Origin of the sequence: Kribbella solani (assembly GCF_014205295.1) — a bacterium.
Lineage (GTDB): Bacteria > Actinomycetota > Actinomycetes > Propionibacteriales > Kribbellaceae > Kribbella > Kribbella solani.
Genome location: NZ_JACHNF010000001.1, coordinates 7,736,048 through 7,761,973 on the forward strand (window position 1 = coordinate 7,736,048; position 25,926 = coordinate 7,761,973).

The following is a 25,926-nucleotide window of genomic DNA, read 5'->3' on the forward strand; positions in this document are numbered from 1 at the left end:
CCACCGACAAAGGATGAGACGGCCCTGAATGTCTACTTGCCTCGTGTTATATCGCCACGTTGTCCTGTGGTATGTCCGCCCGTCGAGCCGGCCGGTTGGTGACCGGCTGAGGCAGCGGGATCGGCAGCGGGTGACTTCCGCCGGGTCAGCCGTGATGTTGCTCATAGTGGGCCAGGGCGTCCGCGGTTCTCCCGGTGCCGTACGCCAGCAGCAACTCGGCCAGCCCAGGCGATTCATCTTCCACCGCCAGTGCCGCCCGCTGGATCTCGTCCGCCGACGCGACCTCGCGGAGGAGATCCTGGATCGCCCGCACCACGGCCCGGGCCGTCGCCCCGTCGTCGGCCCGCACCCCCACGGCGGCGGGCCAGGCGGTATGCATGCCCGGCGCGACATTCGCCCCGGCTCCACCCGGCACCTGCCCGGGCGCTCCGGGCAACTGCCCGTCCAGCCCGGCCGGCCCCGCGGCCTCCGCCGCCCCCAGCGCGCCTCCAGCTCCGGCGGCCCCTGCTCCAGCGGCCCCGGCCCCCGTCGCCCGTCCAAGCCGAGAAGTCGGGCCGGCGGTTGTCAGTCCGCCGGTGGTCTCTCTGATCCGGTCCAGCGAGAACGCGACATCGATCTCGCTGACCTCGCTCGCGATCGCCAGATCCGCCAGCTCCGTTGCTGCCCGCAACCGCGACACGACCGCCGGATTCCCGATCTTCACCCGCTGCGCGCTGACCAGCTGGGACAGCATCGGCGCGGACATCCCGATCACCTGCGCCAGCCCGCCCTGCGTCAGCCCGAGCGGACCGAGGACCCGCCGCACCGTGTCGCCGAGCGGCTCACCGTACAGCTCGATCTGCTGCTGGATGTTGTGCGCTGTCTGATCCATCGCTCCGGCTTCCTTCCCCGGCCGCCCGCGGCGGCCCTGCCGGTCATCTTTGCACTTGCGAACGCAAATTTCCAGTCGCGAATATTTGCTTCCTGCATCGCGCGGTGACGCCTCGCGGTCGTGTTTCACGCTCGGGAACAAGGCATTTGACATTTGCAATCGCAAACTGAGAGGGTTTGCGGCAGCGAATCCCACTCGGAGGAAACGATGACGACCCACCACAGGTACCGCCGCCCAGCGGTGCTGGCGCTTCTCGCCGTCACCCTGACCGCGCTATTGGCCGGCCTGGCCGCACCGACCGCGATGGCCGACCCCGAGCCCGGCGCCGAAGCCGGCAAGATGGTCCTCGTGCTGGACTCGTCCGGCTCGATGAAGGAGCCGGCCGGCGACGGCAAGACCAAGATCGTCGCCGCCCGCACGGCGTTGACCCAGGTGGTGAGCAAACTTCCCGAAGGCGCGCAGGTCGGCCTGCGGGTGTATGGCGCGACCGTGTTCAAGCGCACCGATCCCGGTGCCTGTACGGACACCCAGCTGACCGTCCCGATCGGGACGAGCAACCGGCCGCAGCTGCAGGCCGCGATCGCGAAGTACAAGCCGTTCGGCGAGACCCCGATCGGGTACTCGCTGCAGGAGGCCGCGAAGGATCTCGGCCCGAGCGGCCAGCGCTCGATCGTGCTCGTCTCCGACGGTGAGTCGACCTGCGCGCCCAACCCGTGCGTGGTCGCCAAGAACATCGCCAAGCAGGGCATCGATCTGAAGATCGACGTCGTCGGCTTCCGGGTGCAGGGCAAGGCCCGGAGCGACCTGCAGTGCATCGCCCGGGAGGGTCGCGGCGACTACTACGACGCGGACTCCACGATCGACCTCGAGGCCGGGCTGGGCAAACTCTCCACCCGTGCGTTCCGCCCGTTCCGCATCTCCGGGACACCGGTGCAGGGCACGGCGACGCCGGAGGATGCCCCGACCGTCGCGCCGGGGCTGTACTCGGACGACTTCGATCTGCTGGACCAGCCGAAGCACTTCGTGATCAAGCGGACGATGACGGGCTCGACCCTGCGCGCCGGGCTCAGCTTCCGCCGGCCTGTCGGTGCGACCAGCCTGGTCATCCAGACCGAGCTCCGGCTCGCGACGCCGGACGGTAAGGACTGCGGTCGCAGCTTCCCCCGGGTCCAGGAAGGCGATCAGGGCTTCGCCACCGGCACCGCGTCGAGCTGGTCGAAGTTCGACAAGATCAACAAGGAGTGCTCCGAGGCCGAGCAGCTGGTGCTGACGGTCGACCCGGGCAAGGACTTCCGCGAGATCAAGGAGGTCCCGTTCGAGCTGCGGATCGACGAGGAGCCGCCGGTCGAGGAGACCAAGACGCTGCCGGCCAAGGCAGACGACCCGACCTGGTCGCCGATGAACGTCACCGCCCCGCGCGAGATCGTGCCCGGGTCGAGCTTCCCGGACGCGCCGCTGCTGACGCCGGGCACGTACAAGACCACGCTGCTGCCCGGCGAGCTGCAGATCTACAAGATCAAGGCCGACTGGGGCCAGCGGATTCAGGCGCAGGCCACGGTGTCGCAGCAGTCCAGGGCGATGGGTGACCTCATCGGTCTGCGTTACCTCGACACCGCGGTGATCTCGCCGGCCGGTGAGGAAGCCTTCGCGGTCTTCCCCAAGAACGTCCCGGGCAGCCCCGGCGGCAAGCGCGGCGTGCTGACCGGCAAGGGCGTCACCCAGGCGATCACCACCAAGGAGATCCGCTACCTGAACCGTGACGGTGCCAACAACTCCGACAGCGGCACCTCGACACCCGGCGTGTACTACATCGTCGTCTCGATGACCCGAAAGGCCGAAGACCGGTCCTTTACGGTTCCGATGACCTTGACGGTCGGCGTGCCGGGCACTGCCGGCGCCGGCAAACCGCAGTACGTCGACGGCGCCACTCCGGTCTCCGGCGACTCGGTCACCCCGACGCCGACCGAGACCCCGACCGAGTCTCCGTCGACCTCGGCCGGCTCGGGCGACAAGACCGAGGCAGGCCCCCCGGTCCAGGGGACGAACAACAGCAACACCGACGGCGGCACCCCTGTAGCCCTGATAGCCGGCTTGGGCGGCGGCGGTGTGCTGCTCCTCCTGCTGGGCGCCCTCGCAGTCCTCCGCCTCCGCAAGAAGCCAACTTCCACCTACCCCGGCGCCCCCGCCCCCTACCAGGGTGCCCCCGGCCAGCACCCCGGCGCCCCGCACAACCCGAACCAGTACCCGCCCAACAACCCCAACCAGAACGGCCCTCACCCCCCACGCTGACACCTAGTGGGGTGACCACCAACGATCACCGGGTTGGTCACCCCGCTCGTCCACCGGCCGCGACTGACCCGCTGGCTGCGATGTCAGGCCCGATCTGAGGTTCGCCGTGTTCGCAGTGCCGCCTTCCGCTCATGCCAGCGACGCATCATCGCGCGGGTCTCGTCCCTGAGGAACTGGATGAGTTCGAGCGTCTCGGTCAGCCGGTCGGCCGCGGGTGAGTCGCCCAGGATGGCGATGCCTTCTCGCAGGTCGGCCTCGCCTCGTTCGAGGAACGGATTCGCCGTGACGGTGGACTCGTACCACGAGCTGTCGACGACGTAGGCGAGGCGGCGCGTTCCTGGGTCCCGTTCTGTGCGGATGAGGCGGACCTGGACGAGGTAGCGGACGGCGCCCGAGACTCTGCCGGTGCTGGCGTGCAGCCGTTCCGCGAGTTCGGCCACGGTCATCCGCCCGCTCTCGCTGACCAGGAGCGTCGCGAAGACGCGGGCGGCGAGACGGGGAAAGCCACTGTCAGCGAGGGTGGCGGCGAAGCGCTCGATGAATCTGCCGATCTCGTCCGTCTCGTCTTCGCGCACGGAACTCCCTTCAGTCACCTCGCCAGAAGGTTACCGCAGTAGCACTAACTTTCAGCAATTACTGAAAGTTAGTGCTAGGTTGTGGCTGGCCGGCGGATGCGGGATGCCGCTGGGTGGCAGGCGGGCCCGAGGCGAGCGGCAGCGGGCCGGCACGGTGCATGAGGCGATGGGAGACGCGTATGGCCAAGCATGTGTTGTGGTGCGGAGGAGGGAGATGAACCAACGAGCCAAGGAGCGGACGCTCGGGCAACGGCTCGTCGACCTGCTGTGGACGAAGTACGCTCGGCTTCCCGCCGCGACGCGCGACTACGCCGTGATCCGCAACGTGCGAGTCCCGATGAGAGACGGCGTCGAGTTGCTCGCGGATCTCTACGAGCCGAAAGAGCCGGCGTTGGGAACAATTCTCGTTACCTCGCCCTACGGCTGGAATTTGGTTGGCGCGGCCATGACGGGTGGAATGTTTGCCTGCCGTGGTTATCGGGTCGTGCTGGTCCGGTGCCGGGGAACGTTCGGATCGGGTGGGACGTTCGAGCCGTTCATGCGGGACGTCGACGATGGGGCGGACATCGTCGCGTGGATGCGCGAGCAGCCGTGGTTCGACGGGCGCTTTGCCACGCACGGCTATTCCTATCTCGGCTTCACCCAGTGGGCGTTGCTGATGGATCCGCCGCCAGAGCTGGTCACCGCGGTCATTGCGTGCGCGCCGCACGACTTCGGCGGATTCGTCTACACCGGAAGGGCGTTTCTGCTCAGCACGCTGTTCGAATGGTCGTTCGTCACGACCAAGCAGGAGCAGCCCATCCTGCCTCGCATCTTCGCGGTTCTCTCCGCCCGGGGCCGTATCAAAGAGGCCCTGGCAGCTGTTCCACTGGCCGACGCCGCGGACGAGTTGATGGGCGAGAAAGCGCCCTGGTACCGCGAGTGGATCAGCCGGCGGGACCTGGGCGACCTATGGTGGAACGGCGCCAACCTGACTGCGGCGCTGGATCAGGTGCATGTCCCCGTGTTGCTTCAGGGCGGCTGGCAGGACGGTTTTATTCAACAGACGCTGGCGGGGTATGCGCGGCTGGCCGATCAGGGCGTCGATGTCGGACTCACCATGGGTCCCTGGACGCATGCTCAGGGAGGCGCCGCGGGTACCCGCGTCCTGCTTCCCGACGCCCTCGCGTGGTTCGACGAGCACCTGGCCGGATCCGGCGTCCGGCGCCGTGCCATGCCGGTCAAGGTGTTCGTCAGCGGTCGGGACGACGGGTGGCGCGACCTTCCGGCCTGGCCGCCGGCAACGGTGCAGCAGATCCTGTATCCCCGCTCCGGCAACCTCCTGGGCACTCAACCGGCCGACCCGGGAGACGTGCGCGAGTTCACCTATGACCCAGCCCAGCCGACCCCCACCTACGGCGGCGCGTTCGTCACGCAAGTTTCCCCGGGACTGACCGCGGGCTACACGGATGACGGCGCGCTCGCCGCGCGTTCCGACGTGCTGGCCTTCACCTCAGACCCGTTGACCACGGACCTGGAGGTCCTCGGCAGCCCAGTCGTGGAAATAGGTCACAGTTCCGACAACCCCTTCGCCGACCTGTTCATTCGCGTGTCGGAAGTGGACGCCAACGGCCGCTCACGCAACGTCAGCGACGGGTTCGTCCGGCTCGACGCTTCGGCGCCCCCGGACGTGGTTCGTGTGGAACTCGACGCGGTCGCGCACCGGTTCGTGCGGGGCAACCGGATTCGGCTGATCGTTGCGGGTGGGGCGCATCCGCGCTGGGAGCGCAATCTGGGGACAGGCGACGACCCGGCTACCTCAACGAGGATGCTGCCGTCACATCGAACGATCGACCTGTCGATCTCACGGGTCGTGGTTCCGGTCACCCCACCGCCCGATGCATGAAAGCACCCCTGCCAAAGGCTACGACTTCGTGCCGTCCCGACGCCGAGGCGATGATGATCAGTACACGGCGGACCCGGATCGACTCGTGGTTACCCCGGCGGACCAGGCGTAACGGGTACTGGCCCTCGTCGGGGTGCAGGCGACAGGCCCGGACAGGTTCGGACGTGACACACCTCGTTCCATCCCGGGAACAAGATCGAGTGTGCGCCTGTGCACGGTCCGGTCCGAGTCACGCATCTGGGACGGCATGTCGCCGGCCAACCCGGTGATCGTGCTGCTCGGGGGTGAGGACCGCCCCACCGGCGGCGCCGTTCGCTACGTATCCGAGCACGTTCTCGGCGTTGCGCGCCCAGGACGTCTGGGTGGCGGCGCGGATGTGGGCTTCGGGCAGGGTGCGGGCCGTGAGGTCAGTTGCTGAGGAGGAGCCAGATGGCGCTGCCGATCAGGCCGGTGGCGGACAGGAAGCTCAACCAGGCGAGCCCGATCAGAAGCTGCTTGCCGCGGTGCCTGCCCTGAGTGCTGTGCGTGGTGGAGTGCGTGGTGGAGTGCGTGGTGGGGTGCGCCGTCTTCGCAGGTGGTTCCGCGGCGGCTGGACTCTCGGCTGCCCGGTCCGCTGCCGAACGCTCGGGTGCCGGGTGCTCCGCGACTGGGCTCGAGGTGGCTGGGCCCGGGGCGGCTGGGCCCGGGGCGGCTGGGCTCGAGGCGGCTGGGACTGGGATGACCGGGTTGGTGGGGGTGGTGGGGACTACGCGCGTGGGGGTTGGGTGTGCGGGGGCAGGGCCGGTGGGGGTCCAGGTGTGGGGGAGGGGTGGGAGTTGGTCGAACACTTCGGGGGAGTCGGGGCGGGTGGACCAGGAGGTCTGGCCGGTGGGTGGGAGGACGCCGGTTTCGGCCAGTAGCCGCGCCGCGTCCCGCGCGGAGGCGGGCCGATCGGCCGGGTCGGGGGCGGAGCACCGGCGAATGAACTCCGCCAACGCCGACGCCTGGTCGGCGCTGGAGAGCGCGGAGGTGCTGTCCGAGGCGCGGTGGGAGCTGGGGAGAGAAGCAGCGAGGGGGGTGTCCGGACCGGTCGCGGACGGGTTGGCGCCTGGGACCGACGAGACGGGGGGTGCGGAGGGGGCGGAAGAGGCTGGGCGGGTGCCGGTGAGGAGTTCGGTGGCTATGGTGCCGAGGGCGTAGAGGTCTTGGCGGGGGTCTGGGTCGGCGCCGGAGAGTTGTTCGGGGGCCAGGTAGCCGGGGGTGCCGAGGATGGTGCTGGTGCGGGTCATGCGGGGTTCGTCGATCAGGCCGGCGACGCCGAAGTCGGACAGGCGCAGGTGCGGACTTCCGGTGCCGGTGACGTCCAGGAGCAGGTTGGCGGGTTTCAGGTCACGGTGTACGACGCCCGCCGCATGCACCGCCGACAACCCCTGCAGCAACTGGTCGAGCAGTACCGCAACGTACGCCGGTGGCAGCGGACCGTGGTCGCCGAGCAGGGTCGCGACCGAGCCGCCGCGGACCAGGTCCATCGCGAAGACCACCTTGTCGTCGTCGGCGGCCCAGCCGTGCGGGGCGACGACGTGCGGGTGCTCGATCCGTACGGACTGCTCGCGGACGAAGCGCAGCAGCGTACCGGCGTCGTGCTGGCCGAGGACCTTGGCTGCCACGTACGCGGAGCGGCGCAGGTCCCAGGCGCGCCAGACCGAACCCATGCCGCCGGTTCCGATCAGGTCGATCAGCCGATACCGCCCCGCAAACGCCTCCACCGGCACGAAGGTACAGGGTCAGCGGCGCGGACCAGGCGACCGCGATCGGCTCCACCGCCACGAAAGTACGGGGTCAGCGGCGCGGCGCCGGGGACCACGATGTGACCTGGGTCGTGGTGGGGGTTGGCGCAGAGGGCATACTTGAGGCAACGAGTGAACCCACTCGCGTGCTCCGGGGTCGGTGTAATTCCGAGCCGGCGGTGACAGTCCGCGACCCGGTCGCTGTGGTTCGGCGATCGGTTGACCTGGTGGAATTCCGGGACCGACGGTGAAAGTCCGGATGGGAGGCGCACGCGGCCGGCGGGTGTGCTCTGGTGCCTGACGGCGCGGAGCGTAGGCGGCAGGACGCCTGCGGTAACGCGGCGGCGGTGCTCCGGCCAACGGAGCGCGGTGGCGGGATCGGTCCCGCCGAAGGTGGCGGAGCGCGAGTTGGGCCGGCTGAAAGCCCCGGAGTGCGTCAGGACGACGACGAGGGGCACAGTGACAGGCCCAATGACCGGCCCAGTGAGAGGCTCAGCGGCAGGCCCGGTGACACGCGCAGCGACAGGCGCGGCCGGCGCGGCTTCGCCGATCGATGTCGCGTGGATGCGGCGAGCGGTCGAGCTGGCCGCGAAAGGTGTCGGCGGCACCCATCCGAATCCGGTGGTCGGCTGTGTCGTCACTGGCGCGGACGGGCATCCGGTCGGTGAGGGCTTCCATGCCGGTGCCGGCGGCCCGCATGCCGAGGTCGAGGCGCTGCGGATGGCCGGGGAGCGGGCCCGGGGCGGCACGGCGTACGTGACGCTCGAGCCGTGCAACCACACCGGGCGTACGGGTCCGTGCGCGGATGCGCTGATCGCGGCGGGGGTGACGCGGGTCGTGTACGCGGTGCCGGACCCGAATCGGGCCGCGGCCGGTGGGGCCGAGAAGCTGGCGAGCAAGAACATCCAGGTCGTCGAGGGCGTACTGCGGTCCGAGGCCGAGGCCGGCAACTACGTCTGGTTGCACAGCGTACGGGCCGGGCGCCCCTTCGTGACCTGGAAGTTCGCGACCACGCTGGACGGCCGGTCGGCGGCGCCGGATCGCAGCAGCAGGTGGATCACCGGGCCGATCGCGCGCGCCGACGTGCATCGGCTGCGGGCCGAGTGCGACGCGATCGCGGTCGGTACGCAGACCGTGCTCGACGACGATCCCGAGTTGACGGTCCGCGACGAGAGCGACCTGCCGGCGGCGCGGCAGCCGCTGCGCGTGGTCGTCGGCGACCGCGAGATCCCACCCGGCGCGCGCGTACGCAACGACCGCGCCGAGACCTTGTTGCTGCCGACCCACGATCCGGCCGAGGTACTTCGGCAGCTGGACGATCGGCAGATCCGGCACCTCTGGCTCGAAGGCGGCCCGACGCTGGCGGCCGCGTTCCTACGGGCCGGGCTGGTCGATCAGATCGTCGCGTACGTCGCGCCGGCGGTGCTCGGATCGGGCTTCGCCGCGGTCGGTGATCTGGGCGCGGAATCGATCGACCACCTACGGCGGTTCAAGTTAGCGGACGTCACCCGGCTGGGCGACGACGTCCGGTTGACCCTGGTTCCTCTGGGAGGCAAGTAGATGTTCACCGGCATCATCGAAGAGCTCGGCACGGTCGAGTCGCTGGACCTGCTGGATGGACCTGACCGGGGTGGTGGGGTGGGGAAGGAAGTCGGCACGGCGGCGCGGCTCACCATTCGCGGGCCGAAAGTGACCGAGGACGCCGGGCACGGCGACTCGATCGCGGTCAACGGCTGCTGCCTGACGGTGGTCGAGTACGGCGACGGTCTGTTCACCGCGGACGTGATGCGCGAGTCGTTGCAGCGGACGAGTCTCGGCGGTCTGGAGAAGGGTTCGCCGGTCAACCTGGAACGCGCGGTCGCGGCGCACGCGCGGCTCGGCGGGCACATCGTCCAGGGGCACGTCGACGGCACCGGCACGATCGCGAGCCGGACGCCGGGCGAGCACTGGGAGGACGTCCGGGTCGCGACCACGCCGGAGATTCTCAAGTACGTCGCGGAGAAGGGCTCGATCGCGATCGACGGCGTTTCGCTGACCGTGACCGACGTCGACGACGCGTCCGGGACGTTCGGGGTCAGCCTGATCCCGACCACGCTGGAGCTGACCGTGCTCGGCCGGAACCAGGTCGGTGACACCGTCAACCTGGAGGTCGACGTGATCGCCAAGTACGTGGAGCGGTTGCTTGCCGGAGGCACCAAGTGAACCCGATCGACTGGCTGCTGACCTCGCAGGTCACGATCGCCGGGTCGCCGGTGCTGATCCGGGAGATCGTCGGCAACGTGTTCGGCCTCGGCAGTGCGCTGTTCGGCATGCGCCGGCTGGTCGCTGCCTGGCCGGTCGGCATCGTCGGGAACGTGCTGCTGTTCACGGTCTTCGTCGGCGGCATCTTCGACACGCCGCAGGACAAGGACCTCTGGGGTCAGGCCGGCCGGCAGGTCTTCTTCGCGCTGGTCAGCGTCTACGGCTGGTACCGCTGGTACCAGACCCGCCACCGGGGCGCGGGCAGTGCCGTGCAGCCGCGGTGGGCGACCGGCCGGGAGCGCCTGGAGCTCGCCGGTATCGCGGTCGTGCTGTACGCGGTCGCGTACTTCGTACTGCGTGAGCTCGGTTCGTGGGGACCGCAGTGGGACGCGTGGATCCTGACCGGGTCGATCCTGGCGACGTACGGGATGGCGCGTGGTTTCGTCGAGTTCTGGATGATCTGGGTGGCTGTCGACGTAGTCGGCGTACCGCTGCTGGTGCAGGCGAAGTTCTACCCGTCGGCGGCGATGTACGTGGTGTACGGACTGTTCTGTGTGCTCGGTTTCGCGTCCTGGTGGAAGATCCAGAACACCGAACGCGCCGCCGCGCCCGAACCTGTGGTGGTGGGCTGAGATGGGTGACGTACTGAAACTGGACACGATCGAGCACGCGATCGACGAGATCCGGGCCGGGCGGCCGGTGATCGTGGTCGACGACGAGGACCGGGAGAACGAGGGCGACCTGATCTTCGCCGCGTCGAAGGCGACGCCGGAGCTGCTCGCGTTCCTGATCCGGTACAGCTCGGGCGTGGTCTGCGTACCGATGGAGGGCGCCGAGCTGGACCGGCTCGGCATCCCGTTGATGACGCCGCACAACCGGGAGCGGATGCGGACCGCGTACACGATCTCGGTAGACGCGCGGGACGGGATCAGTACTGGGATCTCGGCCGCCGACCGGGCCCGGACGATCCGGGTGCTGACCGATTCGGCCTCGGAGCCGTACGACCTGGTGCAGCCGGGGCACGTGTTCCCGCTGCGCGGCCGGGAGGGCGGCGTACTGGTCCGGCCGGGGCACACCGAGGCGTCGATCGACCTGGCCCGGATGGCCGGACTGACTCCGGCCGCGGTGATTTCGGAGCTGGTGAACGACGACGGCACGATGAAGCGCGGTACGCAGCTGCGCACGTTCGCCGACGAGCACGGGCTGGTGCTGGTCTCGATCGACGACCTGATCCGGTACCGGCGGCTGACCGAGTCGCAGATCAAACGGGTCGCGACGACGACGCTGCCGACCCAGTACGGCGATTTCGTCGCGCACGGGTACCGGAACACGGTCGACGGGTCGGAGCAGTTGGCGCTGGTGCGCGGTGAGATCGGCGACGGGCCGACGCTCGTACGCCTGCACTCCGAGTGCTTGACCGGTGATGTGTTCGGCTCGCTGCGCTGTGACTGCGGCCCGCAGCTCGACGAGGCGATGCGCGAGGTCGCGGCCGAGGGCGGCGTGGTCGTGTACCTGCGTGGCCATGAAGGACGCGGGATCGGTCTGCTGCACAAGCTGCAGGCGTACGAACTGCAGGACGCCGGCCGCGACACCGTCGACGCGAACCTGGACCTGGGTCTGCCGGCGGACGCCCGCGACTACGGGACCGGCGCCCAGATCCTGGCTGATCTCGGGGTGAAGTCGGTGCGGATGATGACCAACAACCCGGACAAGCTGACCGGTGTGCAGGGCTACGGCATCGAGGTGGTCGAGCGCCGCGGCATCTCGATCGACCCCACTGAGCACAACCTCCGGTACCTGCGTACCAAACGCGACCGTATGGGTCACCACCTTCCCGGTGGCCTCCGCGCCGAAGAGAACGGAGCCGGCTGATGTCGGGTAGTGGAGCACCCACCATCGAGGTACCGCGCGTCGAGAACGCCCGAGTGGCAGTCGTGGCCGCGCAGTGGCACCCGAAGGTCACCGATGGCCTGCTGACCGGTGCACTGCGCGCGCTGGCCGACTCTGGTGTCACCGAGCACACCGTCGTCCGCGTACCTGGCTCGTTCGAGCTCCCGGTGGCAGCACTACATGCGGCCAAGTCCGGGTATGACGCGGTGGTCGCGCTGGGCGTAGTGATCCGTGGTGACACCCCGCACTTCGAGTACGTCTGCCAGGCGACAACAGAGGGACTCATGCAAGTGGGTGTCACCACTGGCGTACCGGTCGGCTTCGGCGTACTCACCTGTGACAACGACCCGCAGGCACTGGATCGCGCCGGACTGCCGGACAGCCGCGAGGACAAGGGCTACGAGGCCACGCAGGCTGCTCTGTCTACTCTGGCGGCTATCCGCGGTCTCTAGATCCTGGTGTGCTCCATGAACCAGTTGGTGGTCCAGGTCTTGCCCTGGTCCGTGGAGAACGCCTGTTCCCAGGCGGCTTTGTCAGTGCCTGCTGTCCAGTGGAAACGGACGTCGATGGGCTGACCGTCCCAGGTGTCAGGCCCTTCGAACACACCGGTGCCGTCCGCGTTCCACTTGCCGACAACAGGTGGCTCCAACCGGCCGTTCTTGCTGTTGCTCCAGTAGATGGACCACTCGCGGGACACCGGGTCGTACAGCCGGAAGGTGGCACCACGGAAGCCCTCGCTGGGGAACCAGCCTTCGTCGAAGCTGACGGCGCCGTCGAAGTAGGTGGTGGCCTGCAGGGTGGCGTCGTGCTCGTACCACTCGTGCGGCTCGCCCAGTACGGGCCGGCGGCGACGGTTGTGGAATGACCAGCTGCCGACGAGGAAGTCGAACTCGTCAGTGACCTTCGGCACGTCCAGTGCGGGCGGCGGGGTGTCGCGGCGGGTGAAGTCCATCGTCCAGTTGGTCTCCCAGCTCGCACCGCCGTCGCCGGAGTACGCCTGTTCCCAGTGCGCTGTCGTCTCGGTGATGTCCGACCAGACGAAGCGGCACAGCACCGGACGGCCGTCGTGCTCGTCATCGCCGATCAGAGTGCAGGTGGTGCCGTCGGCCGACCAGCTGCCATGCACCGGCGGGTAGAGCTTCATGCTGGTGCTGCTGACCCACCAGATGCTCCACTGCTTTGCCACCGGGTCGAACAGCCGCAGCGACAGGCCGTACGTGCCCTGCTGGGGGAAGTGCGTCTCGTCGATGCTGATCTGGCCGTCGAAGTACGTGTGCGCGGTGGTCGTACCGTCGAACTCCTCCCACTCGCTGCTGTCGGTGAGGGGGTGCTTCAGCCGGCGGTGCCGTACGTCGAAGTGTCCGCTGAAGAAGTCGAAATCGCCGGTCACCTTGGTCCAAGTCGTCATGCGACCAGCCTGCTCGTGAAACCTGACAATCCGTGACAGTGTTTCGGGCTAACCTCGGAGCATGCGTTCGAGCCGGCTGTTGTCGATCCTGCTGTTGCTGCAGACGCGGCGGCAGCTGACCGCGCGGGAGCTTGCCGACGAGCTGGAGGTGTCGCTGCGGACCATCTACCGGGACGTGGAGGCCCTGGCGGCGGCTGGCGTTCCGGTGTACGCGGACCAGGGCCGCGCTGGCGGCTACCGGTTGGTAGACGGGTACCGGACTCGTTTGACCGGGCTCACCGAGCAGGAGGCGGCCGCACTGTTTCTGGTGGGTATGCCGGGTGCGGCCGCGGCGCTCGGGCTCACTGCCGAGACAAGCGCGGCCGAGCTGAAGCTACTGGCCGCACTGGCGCCGGACCAGCGGGATCGCGCTGGGCGGTTGAAGAACCGATTCCACCTGGACCTGCCTGCCTGGTACCAGGACGCGGAGGTGTCACCGCACCTGTCTGCCGTGGCAGATGCCGTGCTGCACGACCGGCGGATCAAGGTGCGCTACCGGCGGTGGGAGGAGCCGCGTGAAGTAGAGCGGGTGCTGGAGCCGCACGGGCTCGTGCTGAAGAACGGCAGCTGGTACGTGGTCGCCGCGGCTGCCAGTGGGTTGCGTACGTACCGGGTGTCCAACATCCTCGAACTGACCGTGACCGACGAGGAGTTCGAACGGGACGCGGACTTCGACCTCGCTGCGTTCTGGCAGGAGCACCTGGAGGGGTTCGATCGGGTCCGGTACACGGCGCAGGCTGTTGTCCGAGTGTCCGCGCGGTTGGCGACGAGGATGTACGACGTGTCCTACCCGGCACTTGTCAACGCGGTCGCGGCGGCCGAACCGGAGCCCGACGGCAGTGTGGTGGTGACGATCCCGATCGAGTCAGTGGCCAACGCCGCCACGTCACTCAGTCGGTTCGGTCCCGCGCTGGAGGCTCTGGAGCCACCGGAGCTTCGTACCGCGCTGGCCGACCTGGGGCGGTCGCTACTCGAGTTGTACGAGTGAGGTCACGTGAAAGGTGCGAGCGCCGGAAGCCGCGAGTGAACAGCCAGCGGAGGTCGGCCTGCGTGTCATACATGAGCTGCACATGGAAGTAGTTGATGTGCTCGAGTACACCGGCCAGTGCGAACAGCAGGCCGACGACGGTTCCGGAGCCGGGGTTTTGGGCTACGGACCAGGCTGTGTAGACCAGTCCGCCGGTTAGCAGGACCACGTTGCACCAGCGGAGCTGCCTGAAGAAGCCGACGCCGGTGCGGTGGAGCTTCAGCCACCAGTACAGGGCGCCTTCCAGTAGCAGGAGGGCGAAGAGCGCGAAGCCGGTCAGGTTCGGGGTGGTGGTGGGGAGGTTGAGGAGGTGGAACCACACGACGTACTGCAGGGGGATGTTGAGCAGCTCCAGGGCGGCCAGGGTGCGCAGGCGGTGGGTGACCCAGGCGCGGGAGCGGTGGTTCATCCGGGTGACTATGTCAGGTTTTGGATTCGGTTGTGGGGTACGGCGTGGGCGGTGTGGTTCTGGTGGCCGGTGGTGGTTTGGGCCATGGTGAGGGAGTTGAGCAGTGCCTCTTCTACCGACTCCGTTACTGCTTGGAACGGGGTGCGGAGGTCTCGGTCGGCGTACGTGGGGTTGCGGGTGGTGGTGAAGGCGATCGCGTAGTCGCCGCTGCCCGGGGCGTAGTCGGAGCCGACGCGGGACATCGCGAAGATCGCCCGGCGGGCCAGCCGGCCGAGCTGGCGGGAGTCGAGCGGGAGGTCAGTGGCGACGACGATCATGCAGGAGTTCCCATCCTGGTCGATCGGTTCCGCAGGTACCTGTCGCCCGAGCACGGTAAGTACCCCGGAGAAGTTCGCCTGCACCAGAACCCCCACGGTTCCCTGGTGAAGTAAGCGGGAGGAGGTGCCAATGCCTGCCTTGAAGCCCAGCGCGCAGGTGCCGGTTCCGGCGCCCGCGCAGCCTTCTGCGGGGAGGGCAGGGGTGGCGGAGTTCAGGGCGGCGTGGACGTGGGCGGGGGTGATGGGGCGGCGGCGGATGTCGGAGAGGTGGCCGTCGTTGGTTTCGCCGACGATGGGGTTCAGGCTGGTCGCGGCCGGATCGCGCTCCAGCAGCCAGGTCAGAAAAGCATCGGCCACCCGGAACGTACTCAGCGTCCCGGTCAGCAGGATCGGCGTTTCGATCACCCCGAGCTCGTCGACCTGCGTACTCCCGACCAGCTTCCCGTACCCGTTGCCGACCGCGATCGCGGCCGGGAGCATACCCGCGTAGCCGTCCGGAACGATCGCCGTCACGCCGGTGTTCACCCCGTCCCCGGTGAGCGTGGTCTGCCCGACCCGGACCCCGGGCACGTCGGTGATCGCGTTCAGCGGACCGGTGGGCAGGGTACCGACGGTGATGCCGAGCTCACGGACCCGGCGCGGAGTATGCATACCGACCATGGTCGGCGAGGCAGTCCGGGGAGCGGACCTGGGGGTGGCGGCTGGGAACGGGCCCCGTAGGCTGGGCGCGCGATGAAGAGTTTCGAGGAGTTGTTCGCCGAGCTGGCCGAGAAGGCACGGACGCGCCCGGAGGGTTCCGGGACCGTGGCCGAGCTGGATGCCGGCGTGCACACGATCGGCAAGAAGCTGGTCGAGGAGGCCGCCGAGTCCTGGATGGCCGCCGAGCACGAGGGCAAGGACCGGGCCGCGGAAGAGCTGTCCCAGCTGCTGTACCACGCCCAGGTGATGATGCATGCCCTCGGCCTGGACCTCGAAGACGTGTACCGACATCTGTAGGAGCCACCACCCCACAGCCACCGGTTCACATCAGTCGAGGAAGCAGAGGAAGCCACTGCCATGCTGCGCGTCGCCGTACCGAACAAGGGTTCGCTGAGCGAGTCCGCCATCGAAATGCTCACCGAGGCCGGCTACAAACAGCGCCGGTCGACCAAGGATCTGACCCTCACCGACGCCGCCAACGAGGTCGAGTTCTACTACCTCCGGCCGCGGGACATCGCCGTGTACGTGGGCGAGGGCACGCTCGACGTCGGGATCTCCGGCCGCGATCTGGTGCTCGACTCGCACGCCGACGCGGACGTGGTGATGGGCCTCGGTTTCGGCTCCTCCACGTTCCGGTTCGCCGGGCGCCCCGGGGTGGCCGACTCGGTGAAGGACCTGACCGGGAAGCGCATCGCCACCTCGTACGCGGGGGTGCTGCAGGACCACCTGGCGGAGAACGGCGTCGAAGCGTCGGTGGTCCGCCTGGACGGTGCCGTCGAGTCGGCGGTCCAGCTCGGCGTCGCGGACGTGATCGCGGACGTGGTCGAGACCGGTACGACCCTGCGCCAGGCCGGGCTGGAGGTGTTCGGCGACCCGATCCTGCGGTCCGAGGCGGTGCTGATCAAGCGGCACGGCGCCGAGATCCAGCCGAACGGTCAGCACCAGCTGATCCGCCGGCTGGAGGGTGTGCTGATCGCGCGCAACTACGTGATGATGGATTACGACATCCGGGCCGAGGACGTGGACGCGGCAACTTCGGTCGCGCCGGGTCTGGAGTCGCCGACGATCTCGCCGCTGCACCGGCAGGGCTGGGTCGCCGTACGGGTGATGGTCCAGCGGGCCGAGGCACAGCGCCTGATGGACCAGCTCTGGGAGGTCGGCGCCCGCGCCATCCTGACCACCGACATCCACGCTTGCCGAATCTGAGACTCGAAGAGCAAAGAAGAGCCAAGAGCAAAAGAGTGGTGTTGAGGGGCAGGATCTGAATCGACATGGCCGACAGCAGTGAGCGGTTGTTCAGCTTCCATCCGCGGATCATCGCGGGGATGGCAGCCGGCATGGGCCTGTCGCTGATCGCGGTGTTCGGAGTGATCTGGTTCCGGTTGTCGCCCGAGGACCGCGCCTTGTTCGACTGGTTCCAGCGGTTGACGCTGCTCGCGTTCTTCGGCGCGGTGCTCTGGATTCTGTACCGGATGACCACGTTGCGCGTGGTCGCGTACCCGGATCGGCTGCGGGTGCGGAACGTGTTCAAGACGTACACGTTGCGCTGGCCGGAGGTGCGCGCGTTGCGGTTCCGGCCGGGTGACGCGTGGTTGCAGCTGTTCGATGCCGACGACAACCGGATCGGCATCCTCGCGGTGCAGGCCGCGGAGGGTGCACGGGCCAGCCGGGCCGCCAAACAGCTGGCGGCGGTGGCCCGTGACCAGGGCGCCGGTCCTAAGCGGACACCGCAAAGCTAGTCGTGTGGGACTCGCCGGGCTTCAGGACGACCAGGTCCTGACCGCTCGCGAACGCGTCCGGCGGACAGGTCATCGGCTCGACCGCGAGCGCCGTACGCCCTAGCGCTTCGCCGGTGTACAACTGCATCCACGGCGTGTCACTCGTCAGCACCGACCGCGTACCCGTCGCCGGATCGGTCAGCGAAACCGACCAGGAACCGCCGCCCAACCCGGTGAACGCGTTGTCGATCTGGAGGGAACCCACCGGGCGCCCGGCACGGAACTCGTACGGCGAACCGTCCACCGGCCTCAGCCCGACCGGCGTCAGCCGCTCCGGCGACACCTCGAGCCACTCGGTCGCGCCGAACTCCAGCACGCACTCGTCGATCGGCCGGCCAACCGTGAGGTACGGATGCGCGCCGTACCCGTACGGCGCGTCGGTGCGGCCGATGTTGGTGGCCGTCGCGGTCACGCTCAGCCCATCGGCCAATCGGTAGTCCAGGCGAAAGTCGAGCTGATGCGGGTACCCGGGCCGGCCGTGCAGCCGGTGACCGATCACCAGCGCCGCCGGGTCGGAGCCGTCGTCGACGCGCAGCCAGTTCGCCCAGCGGGTCAGTCCGTGGATCGCGTTCCGCCGGTCCGGTTCGGTCAGGGCGAGCTGTTGCTCGGTACCCGCGAAGGTGTACTTGCCGTCGGTGACCCGGTTCGGCCACGGGAACAGGTGCTGCCCCATCCCCGCGTGGGCCGGCTCGTCCTCGGCGTACCCGAGCAGCACCGGGCGGCCGTCGTACGTGAGCTCGCGCAGGCCACCGCCGACGCTCACCACGGTCGCCGCATAATCCCCGGCCCGCAAAACCCACTGTTCTCCCGAAGGCAGGACGCTCATGGATCTCATCCTAAGAACAGGAGGTGGTTCTTTGGTAAGCGTTCTCACGGGGTGGGAAAGCGCTGGAATTCTTTACCACTACCTGTCCTTCGGTACGGATCCCGTTCGTAGTCATGCTGTAGACACGCACACAGGAGGTACGACGTGAAGTACATGCTGCTGATCAACGCCGGTGAGCTGGACCTGCAGGACGCGCCGGTCGGCTGCGAGCCGGAGGACTGGATGCGGTTCGACAAGGAGATCACCGACGCCGGTGTGGTGGTCGCGTCCGAGTCGCTGGCCGATCTGGTCACCGCGACCCGCGTGGAGGTCGCCAACGACGGGAAGCGCACGGTTACCGACGGGCCGTTCGCGGAGACTCGGGAGGTACTCGGCGGGTTCTACGTGATCGACGTACCGGACCTGGACGTCGCGCTGGACTGGGCCGCGAAGTGCCCGGGGTCGCGCGGTGGTGGCTCGGTCATCGTCCGGCCGATCGCCGACTTCTGAGCGACTGAGTACAGGACAGGGGAGCTGATGGATCAGGTCGAGGCGGTTTTCCGGGAGGAGCGGGGGCGGTTGCTGGCCGCGCTGGCCCGCCGGTTCGGTGACCTCGACCTGGCCGAGGAGGTCACGTCGGAGGCGATCGAGACCGCGCTGCTCCGCTGGCCGGTCGACGGCGTCCCGGCGAACCCGGGCGGCTGGCTGATGACCACGGCCCGCCGCCGCGCGGTCGACCGGCTCCGCCGGGACCAGGTGTACGCCGCGAAGCTGGCGATCCTCCAGATCGAAGCCGAGCGCCCGGCGCCGCAAGCGGCCGGTGACGAACTGCCGGACGAGCGGCTGCAACTGTTCTTCACCTGCGCGCACCCGGCCCTCGCGCCGGAGGACCGCGGCGCGCTGACGCTCCGCTGCCTGGCCGGGTTGACCACGCCGGAGGTGGCGCGGGCGTTCCTGGTCCCGACCGCGACGATGGCGAAGCGGATCGTCCGGGCGAAGAAGAAGATCCGGGAGGCGCGGATCCCGTTCCGCGTACCGGACGCGGCTGAACTACCGGAGCGGCTGCCGGGCGTATTGCAGGTGATCTACTCGGTCTTCACCGAGGGGTACGCGGCCAGCGCCGGACCGTACCTGCAGCGCCTGGACCTGGCCGAGGACGCGGTCCGGCTGGCCCGGATCCTGCACCGGTTGCTGCCCGCGGAGCGCGAGGTCACCGGGCTGCTCGCGCTGATGCTGCTGATCCACGCGCGCCGCGACGCGCGCAGCGGCCCGGACGGCGGCATCGTCCTGCTCGAGGATCAGGACCGTGGGCACTGGGACGATGAGCTGATCGCCGAGGGCCGCGACCTGGTCGTCCGGGCGCTGACCGGCGGCGTGGCCGGACCGTACGCCGTCCAGGCCGCGATCAACGCCGTACACGACGAGGCGGCCGACTTCGCCGGTACCGACTGGCCGCAGATCGTCGCGCTGTACGACGTCCTGCTCGAACTCGACCCGTCGCCGGTGGTCGCGCTGAACCGCGCCGCCGCGGTCGCGATGCGGGACGGCGCCGAGGCCGGCCTGGCGTTGCTGGACACCCTCGCCGACGACCCGCGGCTGCGCGACTACCACCCGTACGCGCTGGCCCGGGCCGATCTGCTGGAGCGGCTCGGACGCTTGCCGGAGGCAACCGAGGCGTACGAGCGCGCGCTCGCCCTGGCCGGGTCCGAACCGGAGCGCGCGCAGGCCCGTGACCGGCTGGCCCGGATGCGCGCATACTGACCCGAATGGAGACCGTTTACGAAGCAGCGGGCGGGTCCGCGGGTCTGCTCCGCTTGGCGGCAGCCTGGCACGAGCTGGTGATGGCCGACCCACTCGTCAGCCACGCGTTCCACGGCGGGGCAAAACCCGACCACACGGAGCGACTGGCCGCGTACTGGGGCGAGGCGCTGGGCGGACCACCCGAGTACACGACAACCTACGGCGACGAGGCGTCGGTCGAGCGATTGCACAGCGGGAACGGCGAGCACGACGAGATGAACCGCCGCGCGATCGAGTGCTTCGACGAGGCCCTGACCAACAGCGGTCTGACCGAGCCGCGCCTCCAGCAGGTACTGCACGACTACTTCGCCTGGGCAACCGTCGTCCCGATGTACCAGCACCGAGGCGACGACATCACCGACGGCGTACCGATGCCACGCTGGTCCTGGGACGGTCTACAGACCTGACCGGCTCAGGAGGCGGCTGAGTCGTGGGGCGGGAGAGCGACTGACTTCGTGACGAGCTCCAGCGCCGGGTCGTGCGGTACGGACGGAGCGCCGTCGACGATGACGTGGGCCCGGGCACGGGTGTTCTGTTCGGCGAAGTGGTCGCGCTCCCAGCGCATCCAGTCGAGCCAGTGGTCGCGGAGGGCCTCGCCGTCGCGTTCGATGCCACGGTCGAGCCGGATCTCGTTCGTCGTCTCGACCCAGAGCCGCAGCGACTGCCAGTGCGCCGCGTCCCGGTCACACGCGGTGACGCCTTCCACGATCAGCAGCTCCACCGTGTTCGGTACGACGTGCAGCTCCGCGTACGCGCCGGCGTACCAGTCGTAGCGCCGGTACCGTCCTTCGCGGCCGTCGGACAGGCGCTGCAGGACGTGATCGCGGAGCAGCGCGAATCCACGCTCGGCACCGGACCAGCCGTCGTACAGATCGTCCATGTGGATGAGGTAGGTGTTCAGGTCGCGAGCTTCGGCGCGAGCCTGCAGCAGCGCGGCGACGGTGGTCTTGCCGGAACCGGCAGGTCCGTCGACGCCGATCAGCCTGGTCCGGCCCAAGCGCGCTGGTCCGGTCTGGACGCTGTCCAGGAGCGAGTCGATGGTCAGGGAGGAGCCGTGGTCAGCGGCAGTGCTGGGTACCTTCCCCGCCCCACCGCCCCGGTCAGGATCAGTTGATTCCATGGCGCTTCAGGATGTCCTCGATCTCGTCGAACTCCGACGAATCCTGCTGCTTCGCCTTCCCCTTTTGCGGCTTGGCAGCTTTGGCAGTCGCGGCCGAGGCGGGCGCGGGGCCCGTCGCGGTCAGCTCACCCGCCGGCGTGGCAGGTTTGTTCGGTGCCTTCTCCCGGGGCTTCCCGGCAGCCTTCGGCGCGTCGCCGCGCCGGCTCCGGGCCACCCCGGAGACGACGTACAGCACCACCGAGACGCCGAACAGCGCGACCCCGGCCCAGACGGTCGGCGAGAAGATCAGGTGCGTGACCCAGCTCACCGCGGAGCGAACCACGTCCCAGACCAGCTCCAGCAGCCCGGTCAGGTACAGCGAGACCGGCAGCAAGGACCAGGCCACGCCGCGGGTGCCGGCCGCCACCCCGCGCCGCCGCCAGGCGAACCACGAGCCGATCAGACCGAGCAGCGTAAGGCCTACGCAGAACGGCAGCAGCGTCAAATCGTTGAAGTTGGGCACATACCCAGGCTCGCACAGTCAGCCGTGGAACCAAGAGGGGAAAGGCCCTGACCTACCCCTGAAACCGTCCCCGGCGACAATATGTCCGTGCAACCACCTGAGCGGCGACTGGCTTTCACCGGGTTCGACAACGACGACGGCACGGCGGACCCCGCGCTGGCGGCGGCGCTGGCCGCGGGGGACGACGGGGCGGTACTGGCGGCGCTGACGCGCGCCCGGCTGCTCGTACCGGTGGTGGCCATGCTCGGCGAGGTGGAGTACGACGCGAACGGGCTGGCGCATGACAAGACGTCCGACATGGCTGTCGCGCTGCTGCAGGGCCAGGACGGTCGGAACGCGCTGCTGGCGTTCACCAGCACCGAGAGCCTGGCCCGGTGGAGCCCGGAGGCCCGCCCGATGCCGGCGCAGGCCCAGCTGGTCGCGACCGCGGCGGTCCAGGAGGGCGCGGCCGCGATCGTGCTGGACGTCGCCGGCCCGGTCACCGGCGTGATCGAGACCGACGACGTACGCCGCTTGGCCGCCGGCTTCCAGGTCGTGCACCTGGAAGACGGCGGCTACGCGTGGATCGAGTCAGCCCACGGGGGTGCTTAGGGCGTCCATCGGCTTGGCGCGCATGGCGATCCGGCCGGTGATCGCGGTGGTGGGCAGGACGAGCAGTAGTACGACAGCCACCCAGATCAGCAAGATCCAGATCGGGCCGGACGGGATCGGGAGCCCACGGGTCGCCAGCGCGATCGGAAGTACGGTGAACGCGGCGGTGATCAGCCCGGTGACCAGTCCGATCGCGGCGATCAGCAGCGCCTCCAGCCTGAGCATCCGGGACACCTCTCGCCGGGTCGATCCGGTCAGGCGCTGCAGCCCGAACTCGCGGCGCCGGTCCAGTACGGAGACCGCGATGGTGTTGACGGAGGCGATTGCCGTGTACGCGACCGCGATCGCCGCGAGTAGGTAGCTGATCCACGCGTCGACACCGAGCCCGGTGTCCAGGCCATCGCCCAGTACGTCACGGCTGCCCATGGTCGTACCCGGCCACTTGGACAGGTCGGCCTTGAGCGCCGCCTTCTTGTTGCTGGTCTTCAGGACGAGCTGGCTCGGCAGGCCGGTGGTCGTGTGCGCGGCCAGTAGTTTCGCGGGCAGTAGCAGTGACTCGTACCCGGTCGGTCCCTCGACGAGGGCTACCACCTTGACCTTGACCAGGGCGTTGTCGCCGAGGCGTACGCCGAGATCCGAGCCGACGTCGACCTTCAGCTTCTTCGCCGCACCCGGCGGGAGCGCGATGGTTTCACCGGTCAGATCGTCCAGCGAACCCTTCGTCACCTTGCCCTTGGAGATCGGTCCGCTCAGGCCGAGCAGCGGCCACGCGTCGCTGGTGTGCGACTTGTCGTACGGTTCCTCGATCCAGCCCTTGCTCTGGACCAGCTCCGACACCGCGGTCACGCCCGGCATCGAGCCGGCCGCTTCGGTCAGTGACGCGGGTACGCCGCCGGTGGTGGACGTGATGACCACGTCGCCGGACAGGTTGCCGGTGAACGCCTCGACGGCCGCCTTCTGCTGGGTGGTCTGCGAGTAGATGTTGCCGACGGCAATCGCGGTGGCGATCGTGATCGGGATCAGGATCGCGCCGAACTGGACGGCGCGGACCCGCAGATTGATCACCGCGAGCGTACCGGCGGTGCCGCGCTTCTCGATCCAGCCGGTCACGCGGGGGATCAGCACCCGCTGGATCACCAGCGGCGCGAGGATCGCGACGGCGATCGATCCGGTCAGGCCGGCCGGTCCACCGATCGCCGCGGCGTTGGTCGGACCCATGAACGGGGTGGAGGAGGCGATCGCCACCGTAGCGCCGGCGAAGACCAGGCCGATGATGACGCGGACCCGGCTGAGGGCGACCGGCGGTACGGCCGCTTCCGCCAGTGCCTGGATCGGGCGGATCCGGGCGGCTCGGCCGGCCGCGAATCCGACGGTCACCCGGAGTACGGCGAAGGTCAGGAGCGCGGCGCCGGCGAAGGGCAGGATGCCCTGGTCGAAACGCAGCTGGGCCGGCACGATGCCGCCGTCGGTGAGCATCCCGAAGATCCAGTTGCCGGCGAACCGGCCGCAGAGCAGCCCGAGGACCAGGCCGAGTACGCCGACCACCATGGTCTCGGCGACGACCATCTTGCCGACCTGGCTCGGGGTCGCGCCGCTGGCCCGGAGCAGCGCCAGCTCGCGGCGGCGCTGGCGGACCGACAGGCCGATCGTGGCGGAGACCACGAGCGCCATCACCACGGCCACCATCCCACCGAAGACGCCGGACATGATGATCAGCGGGAGACCGGTCGCGATCCCGGTGAACTCGGCGGCGCCACGGTCGTCACCGGTGTACGCCTTGACCCCGGCGGGCAGGTCGAGGTGCTTCGCCAGGTCCTTCGTGGAGGTCCCGTCCGTCGGAAACACCCCGATCGCGTCCACACCTGCGGCACCGCTGGCATCACGGATGCCGTCGGGGCCTGACGGGCTGCCGGTGCCCAAGGGGCCGTTCACCCCGGCGGCGACGTCGGCGTCGGCAAAGAAGATGGCCGGGTTGTCGAGCTGGTGCTTGGCGACCGCGAGCCCGGCCAGTGTGTACTTGCGGGGCTCGCCGCTGACGGCGACGGTGACCTGATCACCCGGCTTCGCGGACCCGGCCAGCCGCTGGTCCAGCACGATCTGCCCGGAGCGTGGCGCGTGCCCGGCGGTCAGCTCGTACGGAGTGAGCACCGCCGACGCCCAACCGTGTCCGGCGAGCGCCGTACCATACGGTTTAGTATGGTCGCCGCCGCTGCCCGAGGGGGCGCCGGCGGGTGGGCTGCCGTTCGGGGAAGCAGCGAGTGCGGTGACGACGGCTGGGAAGGTGCGGTCGGGGATGGCGTGGGCGACGCCGGGGGTGCCGGCGAGCTTGGTGGCCAGGGCCGCGTCGACTCGGTGGCGTTCCGGGAAGGCGGCGGCGCCGTTGCCGTTCGGTGGGTGGTAGGCCGGGTCGCCGGTGACGACGATCGGGGCCGCGGCCAGGCGTTGGGGTGGGGCGTTCAGGCGGAGGCCGGTTTCGAGCAGGCCGCCGGCGGCGCTGAGCAGCGCCCCGCCGAGCAGGACCGCGACGAAGATCGCGAGAAAGGCGGCGGTCCGGTACCGCAGCGTGGTGACGGCGAGGCGAAACATGAGTCGGAGCTCCTGTAGTGAGACGAGGTCGAGGGGGTCGCGTCGGCGGGCCGCGAGTGGTGCTGAGGAGGTGCCGCGGCCGGTGGGCGGTCAGTTGGGGGTGGGGGTGCGGCGAGTGGTGCTGAGGTGGGCCAGTTCGGCGGCGACGGTTTCCGGGCTGGGGCGGGTGGATTCGGAGACGATCTGGCCGTCGACCAGGAAGACGACGCGGTCGGCGTACGACGCGGCTACCGGGTCGTGGGTGACCATCACGATGGTCTGCCCGAGTACGCGGGACTGGTCGCGCAGCAATGTCAGTACTTCGAGCGCGGTGGTCGTATCGAGTGCACCGGTCGGCTCGTCCGCGAACGTGATCGCCGTACGCCCAGCCAGCGCCCGTGCGATCGCCACCCGCTGTTGCTGACCACCGGACAGTTCGCTCGGCCGGTGCTTCGTACGCTCACCCAGACCGACCCGCTGGATCACTTCACTCACCCAGGCGTTGTCCGGCTGCTTCCCGGCCAACGTCATCGGGAGTACCACGTTCTGCCGAACCGTCAGTGCGGGCATCAGGTTGAACGACTGGAAGACGAACGCGACCTGCTCCCGGCGCAGCTCGGTCAATGCGGTCTCGTCCAGGCCCCGCAGCGACTGCCCAGCCAGCTGGACGTCACCGGCAGTCGGCGTGTCCAGTCCGGCCGCGCAGTGCAGCAGGGTGCTCTTGCCGGAGCCGGACGGTCCCATCACCGCGGTGAAGGAGCCGGCGTCGAAGCCGTACGTCACACCGGCCAGCGCGTCGACCGCTCCCGGCCCGGCGCCGTAGACCTTGCGTACGTCGGTCAGCCGCACCTGCGCGCTCACTGTGGTGTTCACCATGTTGTTCACTGAGTTGTTCACTGCGCCACCAGCACGTCGGACTTGCGGTGGTACGACTCGTTGGTCCACCACAGAATGGCGACGACCGCGCCGAGGCCGAGGTCCGACCAGAGCCACCACGGCCCGTCGAAGTGACCGAACAGAGCCAGTGCGATCCAGACCACGAACTGCACAACGCAGGCGACCAGCCACACGCCGGTGACCGCGCGCAGTGCCATCGTCAGGCCGCGCGGCGGCGCGGCGTTGGCGACGCCGGACAGGACGTTCCGCAGCTCGCCGCGGGTCCGGGCGGCGAACACCTGGTCCTGCCGGTCGCTGGCCTGTGCCGGGGTGAGGGCGGCCTGCCGGACGGCGCTGTGCAGCTTGTTCACCGCGGCGCGGCGGTCGGCGTCGGTCAACCGGACCTGGTCGGGGACCAGCAGGGGGTCGAGGATCGTGCTCATCGGACTGTCCTTTCGGAGGGGTTCATCAGG

Annotated in this window: 27 protein-coding genes and 1 riboswitch; of the genes, 15 read left to right on the forward strand and 12 right to left on the reverse strand. The window is 69.2% G+C overall.

Going from position 1 to position 25,926, the window contains the following annotated elements:
* Positions 1–145 precede the first annotated feature (145 nt).
* A complete protein-coding gene (locus HDA44_RS35960; RefSeq protein WP_184842413.1) occupies positions 146–871 on the reverse strand; it encodes a DNA-binding protein in 726 nt (241 codons plus the stop codon).
* A gap of 207 nt (positions 872–1,078) precedes the next feature.
* Between HDA44_RS35960 and HDA44_RS38345 the strand changes: the two genes are divergently transcribed.
* Positions 1,079–3,160, forward strand: coding sequence for a vWA domain-containing protein (locus HDA44_RS38345; RefSeq protein ID WP_184842416.1), 2,082 nt, complete (start codon positions 1,079–1,081; stop codon positions 3,158–3,160).
* An 83-nt stretch (positions 3,161–3,243) separates the two neighbouring features.
* Here the strand turns inward: HDA44_RS38345 and HDA44_RS35970 are convergent, their stop codons facing one another.
* Positions 3,244–3,735: a MarR family transcriptional regulator gene (locus HDA44_RS35970; protein ID WP_184842419.1), complete on the reverse strand. Its 492-nt coding sequence runs from the start codon at positions 3,733–3,735 to the stop codon at positions 3,244–3,246.
* 214 nt (positions 3,736–3,949) lie between these two features.
* Between HDA44_RS35970 and HDA44_RS35975 the strand changes: the two genes are divergently transcribed.
* A complete protein-coding gene (locus HDA44_RS35975) occupies positions 3,950–5,620 on the forward strand; it encodes a CocE/NonD family hydrolase (RefSeq protein WP_184842422.1) in 1,671 nt (556 codons plus the stop codon).
* A gap of 407 nt (positions 5,621–6,027) precedes the next feature.
* Here the strand turns inward: HDA44_RS35975 and HDA44_RS35980 are convergent, their stop codons facing one another.
* Positions 6,028–7,365 (reverse strand): serine/threonine-protein kinase, encoded by a 1,338-nt coding sequence (locus HDA44_RS35980; RefSeq protein WP_337906800.1) that lies wholly within the window; start codon positions 7,363–7,365, stop codon positions 6,028–6,030.
* Between the two features lie 164 nt (positions 7,366–7,529).
* Positions 7,530–7,661, forward strand: a riboswitch (FMN riboswitch).
* A 274-nt stretch (positions 7,662–7,935) separates the two neighbouring features.
* Between HDA44_RS35980 and ribD the strand changes: the two genes are divergently transcribed.
* Genes ribD through ribH form a run of 5 tightly spaced genes read left to right on the forward strand, consistent with a single transcriptional unit; the run spans position 7,936 to position 11,969 of the window.
* Complete coding sequence (gene ribD / locus HDA44_RS35985; protein ID WP_420488562.1) at positions 7,936–8,946, forward strand: bifunctional diaminohydroxyphosphoribosylaminopyrimidine deaminase/5-amino-6-(5-phosphoribosylamino)uracil reductase RibD; 1,011 nt, start codon at positions 7,936–7,938, stop codon at positions 8,944–8,946.
* Positions 8,947–9,588 carry a riboflavin synthase gene (locus tag HDA44_RS35990; RefSeq protein ID WP_184842425.1) on the forward strand — a complete coding sequence of 214 codons (642 nt, stop codon included), beginning with the start codon at positions 8,947–8,949 and terminating at the stop codon, positions 9,586–9,588.
* Positions 9,585–10,259 carry a nicotinamide riboside transporter PnuC gene (gene pnuC / locus HDA44_RS35995; RefSeq protein WP_184842428.1) on the forward strand — a complete coding sequence of 225 codons (675 nt, stop codon included), beginning with the start codon at positions 9,585–9,587 and terminating at the stop codon, positions 10,257–10,259. The genes HDA44_RS35990 and pnuC overlap by 4 nt, the downstream gene beginning before the upstream one ends.
* A 1-nt stretch (position 10,260) precedes the next feature.
* Entirely contained in the window at positions 10,261–11,499 is a 1,239-nt protein-coding gene (locus HDA44_RS36000) for a bifunctional 3,4-dihydroxy-2-butanone-4-phosphate synthase/GTP cyclohydrolase II (RefSeq protein WP_184842431.1), read from the forward strand.
* Positions 11,499–11,969 (forward strand): 6,7-dimethyl-8-ribityllumazine synthase, encoded by a 471-nt coding sequence (ribH, locus tag HDA44_RS36005; RefSeq protein ID WP_184842435.1) that lies wholly within the window; start codon positions 11,499–11,501, stop codon positions 11,967–11,969. Before HDA44_RS36000 ends, ribH begins: the two co-directional genes overlap by 1 nt.
* Here ribH and HDA44_RS36860 read toward each other — a convergent pair.
* Positions 11,966–12,925: a hypothetical protein gene (locus tag HDA44_RS36860; RefSeq protein WP_202887766.1), complete on the reverse strand. Its 960-nt coding sequence runs from the start codon at positions 12,923–12,925 to the stop codon at positions 11,966–11,968. The two genes, ribH and HDA44_RS36860, sit on opposite strands and share 4 nt — an antisense overlap.
* 61 nt (positions 12,926–12,986) lie before the next feature.
* Between HDA44_RS36860 and HDA44_RS36015 the strand changes: the two genes are divergently transcribed.
* A complete protein-coding gene (locus tag HDA44_RS36015; RefSeq protein ID WP_184842438.1) occupies positions 12,987–13,952 on the forward strand; it encodes a helix-turn-helix transcriptional regulator in 966 nt (321 codons plus the stop codon).
* Here HDA44_RS36015 and HDA44_RS36020 read toward each other — a convergent pair.
* Together HDA44_RS36020 and HDA44_RS36025 are read right to left on the reverse strand one after the other, a co-directional pair.
* Positions 13,855–14,400: a hypothetical protein gene (locus HDA44_RS36020; protein WP_202887767.1), complete on the reverse strand. Its 546-nt coding sequence runs from the start codon at positions 14,398–14,400 to the stop codon at positions 13,855–13,857. The two genes, HDA44_RS36015 and HDA44_RS36020, sit on opposite strands and share 98 nt — an antisense overlap.
* 8 nt (positions 14,401–14,408) lie before the next feature.
* Positions 14,409–15,368 (reverse strand): P1 family peptidase, encoded by a 960-nt coding sequence (locus tag HDA44_RS36025; protein ID WP_184842442.1) that lies wholly within the window; start codon positions 15,366–15,368, stop codon positions 14,409–14,411.
* An 81-nt stretch (positions 15,369–15,449) separates the two neighbouring features.
* Between HDA44_RS36025 and HDA44_RS36030 the strand changes: the two genes are divergently transcribed.
* From HDA44_RS36030 to HDA44_RS36040, 3 genes are all read left to right on the forward strand, one after another.
* Entirely contained in the window at positions 15,450–15,713 is a 264-nt protein-coding gene (locus HDA44_RS36030; protein WP_184842445.1) for a phosphoribosyl-ATP diphosphatase, read from the forward strand.
* A 60-nt stretch (positions 15,714–15,773) separates the two neighbouring features.
* Positions 15,774–16,622, forward strand: a complete 849-nt coding sequence (hisG, locus tag HDA44_RS36035) for an ATP phosphoribosyltransferase (protein WP_184842448.1) — start codon at positions 15,774–15,776, stop codon at positions 16,620–16,622.
* A 65-nt stretch (positions 16,623–16,687) separates the two neighbouring features.
* Positions 16,688–17,155, forward strand: a complete 468-nt coding sequence (locus HDA44_RS36040) for a PH domain-containing protein (RefSeq protein ID WP_184842451.1) — start codon at positions 16,688–16,690, stop codon at positions 17,153–17,155.
* Here HDA44_RS36040 and HDA44_RS36045 read toward each other — a convergent pair.
* Positions 17,133–18,020 (reverse strand): aldose 1-epimerase family protein, encoded by an 888-nt coding sequence (locus HDA44_RS36045; RefSeq protein WP_184842454.1) that lies wholly within the window; start codon positions 18,018–18,020, stop codon positions 17,133–17,135. The two genes, HDA44_RS36040 and HDA44_RS36045, sit on opposite strands and share 23 nt — an antisense overlap.
* Before the next feature lie 153 nt (positions 18,021–18,173).
* Between HDA44_RS36045 and HDA44_RS36050 the strand changes: the two genes are divergently transcribed.
* The 3 genes from HDA44_RS36050 to HDA44_RS36060 are packed head-to-tail and all read left to right on the forward strand — an operon-like array spanning position 18,174 to position 20,206.
* Positions 18,174–18,509, forward strand: a complete 336-nt coding sequence (locus HDA44_RS36050) for a YciI family protein (protein ID WP_202888802.1) — start codon at positions 18,174–18,176, stop codon at positions 18,507–18,509.
* 27 nt (positions 18,510–18,536) lie between these two features.
* Positions 18,537–19,760, forward strand: coding sequence for an RNA polymerase sigma factor (locus tag HDA44_RS36055; RefSeq protein WP_184842460.1), 1,224 nt, complete (start codon positions 18,537–18,539; stop codon positions 19,758–19,760).
* A 5-nt stretch (positions 19,761–19,765) separates the two neighbouring features.
* Complete coding sequence (locus tag HDA44_RS36060; RefSeq protein WP_184842463.1) at positions 19,766–20,206, forward strand: globin domain-containing protein; 441 nt, start codon at positions 19,766–19,768, stop codon at positions 20,204–20,206.
* 5 nt (positions 20,207–20,211) lie between these two features.
* Here HDA44_RS36060 and HDA44_RS36065 read toward each other — a convergent pair whose 3' ends face one another.
* Complete coding sequence (locus tag HDA44_RS36065; protein ID WP_184842466.1) at positions 20,212–20,919, reverse strand: uridine kinase family protein; 708 nt, start codon at positions 20,917–20,919, stop codon at positions 20,212–20,214.
* The gene (locus tag HDA44_RS36070) at positions 20,906–21,421 is read right to left on the reverse strand and encodes a hypothetical protein (RefSeq protein WP_184842469.1); all 516 of its coding nucleotides are present in this window, start codon (positions 21,419–21,421) and stop codon (positions 20,906–20,908) included. Before HDA44_RS36070 ends, HDA44_RS36065 begins: the two co-directional genes overlap by 14 nt.
* Before the next feature lie 81 nt (positions 21,422–21,502).
* Here HDA44_RS36070 and HDA44_RS36075 point away from each other — a divergent pair, with 81 nt between their 5' ends.
* On the forward strand, positions 21,503–22,012 hold the full coding sequence (locus HDA44_RS36075) for an SseB family protein (protein WP_184842472.1): 510 nt from the start codon (positions 21,503–21,505) through the stop codon (positions 22,010–22,012).
* On the opposite strand, the gene HDA44_RS36080 is transcribed toward HDA44_RS36075, so the two are convergent.
* The 3 genes from HDA44_RS36080 to HDA44_RS36090 form a co-directional block, all read right to left on the reverse strand.
* On the reverse strand, positions 21,992–24,598 hold the full coding sequence (locus HDA44_RS36080) for an FtsX-like permease family protein (protein ID WP_184842475.1): 2,607 nt from the start codon (positions 24,596–24,598) through the stop codon (positions 21,992–21,994). The two genes, HDA44_RS36075 and HDA44_RS36080, sit on opposite strands and share 21 nt — an antisense overlap.
* A 90-nt stretch (positions 24,599–24,688) precedes the next feature.
* Positions 24,689–25,453 carry an ABC transporter ATP-binding protein gene (locus HDA44_RS36085; protein WP_184844859.1) on the reverse strand — a complete coding sequence of 255 codons (765 nt, stop codon included), beginning with the start codon at positions 25,451–25,453 and terminating at the stop codon, positions 24,689–24,691.
* 17 nt (positions 25,454–25,470) lie between these two features.
* Positions 25,471–25,896 carry a DUF1707 SHOCT-like domain-containing protein gene (locus tag HDA44_RS36090; RefSeq protein WP_184842478.1) on the reverse strand — a complete coding sequence of 142 codons (426 nt, stop codon included), beginning with the start codon at positions 25,894–25,896 and terminating at the stop codon, positions 25,471–25,473.
* Between the last annotated feature and the right edge of the window lie 30 nt (positions 25,897–25,926).

Coding starts and splice junctions, on each gene's coding strand:
- HDA44_RS35960 (WP_184842413.1), bottom strand. CDS start 871: ATGGATCAGACAGCGCACAACATCCAGCAGCAGATCGAGCTGTACGGT.
- HDA44_RS38345 (WP_184842416.1), top strand. CDS start 1,079: ATGACGACCCACCACAGGTACCGCCGCCCAGCGGTGCTGGCGCTTCTC.
- HDA44_RS35975 (WP_184842422.1), top strand. CDS start 3,950: ATGAACCAACGAGCCAAGGAGCGGACGCTCGGGCAACGGCTCGTCGAC.
- HDA44_RS35990 (WP_184842425.1), top strand. CDS start 8,947: ATGTTCACCGGCATCATCGAAGAGCTCGGCACGGTCGAGTCGCTGGAC.
- HDA44_RS36000 (WP_184842431.1), top strand. CDS start 10,261: ATGGGTGACGTACTGAAACTGGACACGATCGAGCACGCGATCGACGAG.
- ribH (WP_184842435.1), top strand. CDS start 11,499: ATGTCGGGTAGTGGAGCACCCACCATCGAGGTACCGCGCGTCGAGAAC.
- HDA44_RS36860 (WP_202887766.1), bottom strand. CDS start 12,925: ATGACGACTTGGACCAAGGTGACCGGCGATTTCGACTTCTTCAGCGGA.
- HDA44_RS36015 (WP_184842438.1), top strand. CDS start 12,987: ATGCGTTCGAGCCGGCTGTTGTCGATCCTGCTGTTGCTGCAGACGCGG.
- HDA44_RS36020 (WP_202887767.1), bottom strand. CDS start 14,400: ATGAACCACCGCTCCCGCGCCTGGGTCACCCACCGCCTGCGCACCCTG.
- HDA44_RS36025 (WP_184842442.1), bottom strand. CDS start 15,368: ATGCATACTCCGCGCCGGGTCCGTGAGCTCGGCATCACCGTCGGTACC.
- HDA44_RS36030 (WP_184842445.1), top strand. CDS start 15,450: ATGAAGAGTTTCGAGGAGTTGTTCGCCGAGCTGGCCGAGAAGGCACGG.
- hisG (WP_184842448.1), top strand. CDS start 15,774: ATGCTGCGCGTCGCCGTACCGAACAAGGGTTCGCTGAGCGAGTCCGCC.
- HDA44_RS36040 (WP_184842451.1), top strand. CDS start 16,688: ATGGCCGACAGCAGTGAGCGGTTGTTCAGCTTCCATCCGCGGATCATC.
- HDA44_RS36045 (WP_184842454.1), bottom strand. CDS start 18,020: ATGAGCGTCCTGCCTTCGGGAGAACAGTGGGTTTTGCGGGCCGGGGAT.
- HDA44_RS36050 (WP_202888802.1), top strand. CDS start 18,174: ATGCTGCTGATCAACGCCGGTGAGCTGGACCTGCAGGACGCGCCGGTC.
- HDA44_RS36055 (WP_184842460.1), top strand. CDS start 18,537: ATGGATCAGGTCGAGGCGGTTTTCCGGGAGGAGCGGGGGCGGTTGCTG.
- HDA44_RS36060 (WP_184842463.1), top strand. CDS start 19,766: ATGGAGACCGTTTACGAAGCAGCGGGCGGGTCCGCGGGTCTGCTCCGC.
- HDA44_RS36065 (WP_184842466.1), bottom strand. CDS start 20,919: ATGGAATCAACTGATCCTGACCGGGGCGGTGGGGCGGGGAAGGTACCC.
- HDA44_RS36075 (WP_184842472.1), top strand. CDS start 21,503: ATGTCCGTGCAACCACCTGAGCGGCGACTGGCTTTCACCGGGTTCGAC.
- HDA44_RS36080 (WP_184842475.1), bottom strand. CDS start 24,598: ATGTTTCGCCTCGCCGTCACCACGCTGCGGTACCGGACCGCCGCCTTT.
- HDA44_RS36085 (WP_184844859.1), bottom strand. CDS start 25,453: ATGGTGAACACCACAGTGAGCGCGCAGGTGCGGCTGACCGACGTACGC.
- HDA44_RS36090 (WP_184842478.1), bottom strand. CDS start 25,896: ATGAGCACGATCCTCGACCCCCTGCTGGTCCCCGACCAGGTCCGGTTG.